7 protein-coding genes are annotated in these 7,045 nt (G+C 71.2%); 3 read left to right on the top strand and 4 right to left on the bottom strand.

Going from position 1 to position 7,045, the window contains the following annotated elements:
* Positions 1 to 36: 36 nt before the first annotated feature.
* The 4 genes from msrB to ACFUN8_RS36420 form a co-directional block, all read right to left on the bottom strand.
* Positions 37 to 444 carry a peptide-methionine (R)-S-oxide reductase MsrB gene (gene msrB / locus ACFUN8_RS36435; RefSeq protein ID WP_383647479.1) on the bottom strand — a complete coding sequence of 136 codons (408 nt, stop codon included), beginning with the start codon at positions 442 to 444 and terminating at the stop codon, positions 37 to 39.
* A gap of 33 nt (positions 445 to 477) precedes the next feature.
* Positions 478 to 1,878, bottom strand: coding sequence for a UDP-N-acetylmuramate--L-alanine ligase (gene murC, locus ACFUN8_RS36430; protein WP_383647476.1), 1,401 nt, complete (start codon positions 1,876 to 1,878; stop codon positions 478 to 480).
* Positions 1,879 to 1,967: 89 nt separating this feature from the next.
* The gene (locus ACFUN8_RS36425) at positions 1,968 to 2,498 is read right to left on the bottom strand and encodes an indole-3-glycerol phosphate synthase (RefSeq protein WP_383647473.1); all 531 of its coding nucleotides are present in this window, start codon (positions 2,496 to 2,498) and stop codon (positions 1,968 to 1,970) included.
* Positions 2,499 to 2,640: 142 nt separating this feature from the next.
* On the bottom strand, positions 2,641 to 3,432 hold the full coding sequence (locus ACFUN8_RS36420) for a pyrimidine reductase family protein (protein ID WP_383647471.1): 792 nt from the start codon (positions 3,430 to 3,432) through the stop codon (positions 2,641 to 2,643).
* A 376-nt stretch (positions 3,433 to 3,808) separates the two neighbouring features.
* Here ACFUN8_RS36420 and zapE point away from each other — a divergent pair, with 376 nt between their 5' ends.
* From zapE to ACFUN8_RS36405, 3 genes are all read left to right on the top strand, one after another.
* Positions 3,809 to 4,933, top strand: a complete 1,125-nt coding sequence (gene zapE / locus ACFUN8_RS36415) for a cell division protein ZapE (RefSeq protein ID WP_383647468.1) — start codon at positions 3,809 to 3,811, stop codon at positions 4,931 to 4,933.
* A gap of 81 nt (positions 4,934 to 5,014) precedes the next feature.
* On the top strand, positions 5,015 to 5,440 hold the full coding sequence (locus tag ACFUN8_RS36410) for an OsmC family protein (protein WP_383647466.1): 426 nt from the start codon (positions 5,015 to 5,017) through the stop codon (positions 5,438 to 5,440).
* 193 nt (positions 5,441 to 5,633) lie between these two features.
* Positions 5,634 to 6,998, top strand: coding sequence for an alkaline phosphatase PhoX (locus tag ACFUN8_RS36405; RefSeq protein WP_383647463.1), 1,365 nt, complete (start codon positions 5,634 to 5,636; stop codon positions 6,996 to 6,998).
* Positions 6,999 to 7,045: the final 47 nt, after the last annotated feature.

Here is a 7,045-nt window from a genome sequence, read left to right as displayed (position 1 = left end):
GCTCGCCGCCGGTGGCCGTCGTGGATCCCGTCGGTGTCAGCCCTCGTCGGGCGTCAGCCGCAGTGAGATCGAGTTGATGCAGTACCGCTGGTCGGTCGGCGTGTCGTAACCCTCGCCCTCGAAGACGTGGCCCAGGTGCGACCCGCAGCGTGAGCAGCGGACCTCCACGCGGACCATGCCCATCGTGCGGTCCTCGATCAGCTCGACCGCGTCGCTGTCCTTCGGGTCGTAGAAGGACGGCCAGCCGCAGTGCGACTCGAACTTCGTGCCGGAGCGGAACAGCTCCGCGCCGCACGCGCGACAGGAGTAGACGCCGGTCGTCCTGGTGTCCGTGTACTCACCGACGAAGGCGGGCTCGGTGCCTGCCTGGCGCAGCACCGCGTACTCCGCCGGGGTCAGTTCCTCGCGCCACTGCTCGTCGGGCTTGTCGATGTCGTACGCCATCGGATTCCTCTCTCACGCCTCGGGCGATCCGCCTCAGTGGGACAGCCGGGCAAGGATCTCCGGACCGAGGTCCGTGACGTCACCCGCCCCCATGGTGAGAACGAGATCACCGGGCTTCGCCATTCCCGCCACCGCCTCGGGCACCGCGCCCTTGTCGGACACGGCCCTGACGTCCGCGCCCGCCCGCTCCGCCGAGTCGATGATCAGCGCGCTGGTGATACCGGGGATCGGGTCCTCACGGGCCGGGTAGATGTCCAGCACCACCGAGGCGTCGGCCAGGGCGAGCGCCTGGCCCATCTCCGTACCCAGCTCCTGCGTGCGTGAGAAGAGGTGCGGCTGGAAGACGACGAGGAGCCGGGAGCCGGGGGCGGCGGCGTCGCGCATCGCCGCCAGGTCGGCGGTCATCTCGGTGGGGTGGTGCGCGTACGAGTCGATGACCTGCACACCGTTCGCCTCGCCCTTGAGCTGGAGGCGGCGCTTGACGCCGGTGTACTTGCCGAGCGCGGAGGCGAGATTGTGCGCGGGAATGCCGAGCGCGACGCCCGCCGCGAGGGCGGCCACGGCGTTGTGCGCGTAGTGGCGGCCGGGGACGGAGACCGTGAAGGTGAGGAAGCGGCCGGCCAGCACGACGGTGACCTCGCTGGTCAGTCCGCGCGCGGTCACCTTGTGGACGCGTACGTCGGCGTCCGCCGCCTCGCCGTACGTCACCACCTTGATCGTGGAGAGATCGCGGACCTTCGCGGTCAGCTCGACCGCGCCGGGCTGGTCGGCGGCGATCACCAGCGTGCCGCCGGGCACGATCTTGCCGACGAACGTCTCGAAGGACTCGTAGATCTCGTCCATGGAGGCGTAGTTGGCGTGGTGGTCCAGCTCGACGTTGAGGACGATCGCGACCTCGGGGTCGTACTTCTGGAAGCTCCGGTCGCTTTCATCCGCCTCGGCGACGAAGATGTCGCCGTCGCCGTGCCGGGCGTTGGTGCCGGGCCCCTCCAGGTCGCCGCCGATGGCGTACGACGGGTCGAGACCCAGCTCCGTGAGGGCGACGGCCAGCATGGAGGTCGTCGTCGTCTTGCCGTGCGTACCGGCGACGGCGATGGACCGCAGGCCCCCGCCCATCAGGGCGGCGAGGGCGTCGGAGCGGTGGACGACGGGGACGGACAGCTCGGCGGCCCGTACCAGCTCGGGGTTGTCCGCCCGGATCGCGCTGGAGACGACCACGCACGAGGCGTCGTCGGCGAGGTGCTCGGCCGCGTGGCCGATGTGGACCGTGGCGCCGAGGGCTCGCAGGGCCTCGGCGGTGCCGGACTCCTTCGAGTCGCTGCCCGCGACCTTCGCGCCGCGCTGGGTGAGGATCTTGGCGATACCCGACATTCCGGCGCCGCCGATGCCGATGAAGTGCGGCCGTTCCATGGCGGTGGGGATACCGGGTGCCATACGTGTTCTCCCAGGGTGGTGCGGGTGAGGGCGGCGAGGGTGCGGGCTTCCGCGGGCGGGCGGCCGGGTGCCGTCAGCGACCCCCCAGCCTATTCGCTCCGGCCCGCCCCCTCGGCCTTCCCTTCGCTCTCCCCCGCCTCGTTGTCGTCCTCCGCGCTGTGCGCGAAGAGCTTCAGCACCGGTACGCCGACCTTGTGGCGTGCGCGCGAGGCCCAGTCGCGGTGGAAGAACTCCTCCACGTAGTGGGGTTCGGTGAGCACGATCACCTCGTCGGCGGCCGACTCCTCGACGACGGACTTGAGATGGTCCAGCGGGTGGTTCTCGACCACCAGACCGGTGGCCCGGCGGCCCGCCGCCCGCAGGACGGCCAGCGAGTGCGCGAGCGCCAGCTCGGCGGGGCCGCGCGCCTCGGCGCCCTCGGGCTCGTCGCCCTCGCGGCCGGCTTCCTTCAGCTCACCGTACGCCACGTCGTCGATGGCTCTCAGCAGCGCGTCCGCCTGGTCACCGCGGGGCTGCATGAGGAGGATGAAGGAGACGTCCTCGGCACCGTGGAGCGTGGTGACGAATTCGACGTCCACGGACGACAGGGGCTTCTCGATCATCAATACGCTTGTGAACACGACAGGCGCCCTTCGTCGTTCAGGGGCCGGTGAGGCCCGCTGCGGAAACCATCCTTCCCCGTGTCCGCACGGGGTCTGCGTGAGTCTGCGTGAGTAAGTGTGCCCAGCGGAAGCTAACCGGAACGACAAATTCCGCCCAATGTCAGCTCCGACGGTATCGGGTGAAAAGGAACCCGGCCTCCTCCAGTACGGCCGCCAAGGCGAAGCGCGCCGGGTCCGGCAGGCCCGGTCCGCCGGTGATGCGCTGGGCGCTGCCGACGGTGAGCAGGGGGGAGACGGTCAGACAGAGTTCGTCCAGTACGCCCGCCGCCGCGAACTGGCCGAGCAGCCGGGGTCCGCCCTCGGTGAGCTGCCGCAACAGACCCATCTCCGCCAGGGCCGCGACCGCCCGGTCGGGCTCGACGCCGGGCCCGTCCCCGGCGACGATCACCCGCGCGCCCGCCTTCTCGGCGTCGCGGATCCGGTCGGGGGAGGCGGCGGCGCCGGTCAGGATCAGGGTCGGTACGAGGGGTGAGGTGAAGAGCGGAAGCGAGAAGTCCAGGTTCAGGCTCGCGGTCACGACGGCGATGGCGGGCGCGGGCGCCTGCCCGGCGGCGACGCGCCGCGCGGCGAAGGCGTCACGGGCGCGGGCGGGGCGGTAGCCCTCCAGGCGAACCGTTTCAGCACCGACAAGGACGACGTCCGCCAGGCCCCGCAGGGTGCCGAAGATCCGCATGTCGGCGTCGGACGAGATGGCCTGCGACCGGCCGTCGTGCTGGGCCGCGCCGTCGAGCGTGGAGACCATGTTGGCGCGCAGCCAGCCGCCGTCGGCGGGCTCGGGGTACGCGTACGCCTCGGCCAGCTCGTCCAGCGCCCACTCACGGTCCGCGGCATCCTCAGGACGGACGGCGGGCGCGGGCGCGGTCTGATCGGTCACGGGGAACAGGCGTCGCATGCGCAGCAGTCTGACACGCGGACGCGGTCCGACACGCGCCTCTACGCGCCGGTACACGGCGCTCGCGCGGTGCGGTGCGCCGTGGGTGCGCGCCGTGGGCGCCGACAGTCCTCGGCATCCCCGGCAGGCTTGCCGAGCCCGCGCACAACCTCCGTGAGCCCGCGCGCAACCCCCACGAAGGGGAATCCCACGCGAACGCCTACGACACGGTGCGCGCGCCCGGAAAGCCGGCGCGACCATCGGCGGCCGCCCCGCCCGCGTCCCGTCTCGGGGACCGGCCCCGGACCGGCCCCGCCCCGTCTCGGGACAGGCCCCCGACCGTCTCGGTCCCGGCCCCGGGACGGCGTACCCGCGACACGCTCTACAGTTGAGCCCCGTGCCACCCTCCCCCGCCGAACCGGCGTCCACCTCCGCTCCCGTGTCCGGGCCCGTATCCCTCTGTGCGCGGGAGCCGCGGGTCGCGGCCGAGCGGCTGGTCTCCGAGATGGTTCCGCCGCCGCGCTTCGACTCGGTACGTTTCGCGACGTACGTCCCCGACCCGAACCAGCCCAGCCAGGCCGAGGCCGTCACCGTACTGAGCGCGTTCGCCGCCGGGCTCGACGGCGCGGCGGGCGGCGGGCGGGGCAACGGCAAGGCCAAGGGCAACAACGGCAAGGGCAGGCGGCGCTGGTTCGGCCGGCAGCCCGCCGAGGCCGCCGGCCCCCGCGGCGTGTATCTCGACGGCGGTTACGGCGTCGGCAAGACCCACCTCCTCGCCTCCCTCTGGCACGCCACCCCCGCCACCCCCGAGCAGAAGGCGTTCGGCACCTTCGTGGAGCTGACGAACCTCGTCGGCGCGCTCGGTTTCCAGCAGACCGTACGGACCCTCGGCGGCCACCGGCTGCTCTGCATCGACGAGTTCGAGCTGGACGACCCGGGCGACACCGTTCTCGTGTCGAGCCTGCTGAGCCGTCTCGTGGAGTCGGGTGTGGCGCTCGCCGCGACCTCCAACACGCTCCCCGGCAAGCTCGGCGAGGGCCGCTTCGCCGCCGCGGACTTCATGCGGGAGATCCAGGGGCTCTCGGCGCGCTTCCGCCCGCTGCGTATCGACGGCGAGGACTACCGGCACCGGGGACTGCCCGAGGCCCCCGCCCCACTCACCACCGAGCAGGTGACGCGCGCCGCGCACGCCACCGGGGCCGCCAGCCTCGACGACTTCCCCGCTCTCCTCGGCCACCTCGCGACCGTCCACCCCAGCCGCTACGGCGCGCTGACGGAGGGTCTGCGAGTCGCCTGCTTCACGGATGTGGGCCCGGTGCCCGACCAGTCGACGGCCCTGCGCCTCGTCGTACTCGCCGACCGGCTGTACGACCGGGAGATACCGGTTCTGGCCTCCGGGCTCCCCTTCGACCGGCTGTTCGGCGAAGAGATGCTGAACGGCGGTTACCGGAAGAAGTACTTCCGTGCGATCTCACGTCTCACTGCGCTGGCACGCGACGCAAAGGGCCTGCTCGCCGAGTAAGTTCGGAGCCGTAACGATGTGCGGTGCGCGAGGCGCGGTCGATCAGCTCTCGCGTGCCCGATACAGAAGGGTTCCATCACCATGGCTACCACGCGCCAGGCACACACCGTCTGGGAAGGCGACCTCCTCAAGGGCAGTGGCGTCGTCACCTTCGACTCCTCCGGCATCGCCGAGCAGCCGGTTTCCTGGGCCTCCCGCGCCGAGCAGGCGAACGGCAAGACCAGCCCGGAAGAGCTGATCGCCGCCGCTCACTCCAGCTGCTTCTCGATGGCCCTGTCCAACGGTCTCGCCAAGGCCGGCACCCCGCCGACCAAGCTGACCACCCAGGCCGAGGTCACGCTGGTGCCCGGCACCGGCATCACCGGCGTGCACATCACGGTGCGGGGTGAGGTCGAGGGTCTGGACGAGGCGGGCTTCGTCAAGGCCGCCGAGGACGCCAAGGCCAACTGCCCGGTCAGCCAGGCGCTCGCGGGCACGAGCATCACGCTCACCGCGTCGCTCGCCTGATCCGGTCCGCCGATCGCGTCCGCTGATCGGGTCGGTCGATCAGGTCCGCTGATCGAGTCTGCCGATCCGCTGATCTCTCAGGACATACCAGGCGACACATAAGGCTCAGTGGCCCGCACGGTTCACGTGTGCTCTACACCCGTGATACACACGTGCGGGTCACGTCTCCTGTCCGCCAACAGGGAGTTGCCTCATGTCCGCAACACGACGTCAGGTCCTGGCCACCGGAGCAGCATCGGTCGCCGGAATCGCGTTCACCGGAGCGGTGTCGGAGCTTTTCGCCGGCACCGCTGTCGCACAGGAAATGGGGCGCAGCGGCTACGGCCCGCTCGTACCCGACCCGGACGGCCTGCTCGATCTGCCGAAAGGTTTCCGTTACCGCGTCCTGTCCAGAACGGGCGACGAGCTCCGTTCGGGCGAGGGCGAAGTCCCCAGCAATCCCGACGGCATGGCGGCCTTCGCCGGCCGCCGCGGCCGGGTCCATCTGGTCCGCAACCACGAGAACCGGGCCGACGGCAAGATCGGCGTCCCGACCGTCGAGGGTCTGACCTACGACCCGATGGGCAAGGGCGGCTGTACGGCGCTCGAACTCGACGGCCGCGACAACGTACTCGGCGAGCGTGTCGCCATCGCCGGCACCGCCGTCAACTGCGCGGGCGGGCCGTCCCCCTGGGGCACCTGGCTCACCTGCGAGGAGACCGAGGACAAGGCCGGCACCAACGGCTACACCAAGGACCACGGCTTCATCTTCGAGGTCGACGGCGCCGATCCGCACCGCACCGGCGCCGTACCGCTGAAGGCGATGGGCCGCTTCCAGCACGAGGCCATCGCGATCGACCCGCGTACCGGTGTCGTGTACGAGACGGAGGACGCGTTCGACAAGCCCTTCGGCCTCTTCTACCGCTTCCTGCCCGAGAAGCCGCTCGGCGGCCTCGGGTCGCTGCGCGCGGGAGGCACGCTGGAGGCCATGCGCGTCCCCGGCGTACCCGACCTGTCGGTCATCCAGGAGCCGGGCGCGAGCTTCGACCGTGTCGAGTGGGTGCCCGTACCCGACACCCAGGCGAAGGAGACGCCCATCCGGCTCCAGGACTTCGGCAAGAAGGGCATCACGCACGCCCAGAAGCTGGAGGGCTGCTACTGGGGCGACCGGTCCGTGTACTTCGTATCGAGCTTCGCGAAGAGCGCGGAGGGCTCGGCGGCCGACCACTACGGGCAGGTGTGGAAGTACGAACCGCAGCGGCGCCGGCTCACGCTGGTGATCGCCTTCGGCCCGGACACCGACATCCAAATGCCCGGCGAGTCCCCCGACAACATCTGCCTCGCGCCCAGCGGCGGCCTGATGGTGTGCGAGGACGGCGGCGGCGCGCAGCACGTGTACGGGCTGACGCGGCACGGCGAGCTGTACGAGATGGCGCGCGGCGCGGAGAACATCGGGACGCCGGAGGAGCCGGAGTGGGGTGAGTTCGCGGGGGTCACGTTCGCACCGGACGGCGACACGATGTACGTGAACTGCTATACGCCCGGGACGACGTTCGCGGTCACGGGGCCCTGGCGCTAGAAGCGCTGACGGTTCGGTCTTGATCGCCGGACGGGCCCGGGTGGGCC

This window comes from Streptomyces sp. NPDC057307 (genome assembly GCF_042667665.1).
GTDB lineage: Bacteria > Actinomycetota > Actinomycetes > Streptomycetales > Streptomycetaceae > Streptomyces.
The sequence above is the reverse complement of the archived record's forward strand: the minus strand, read 5'-3'. Positions and strand labels throughout refer to the sequence as shown.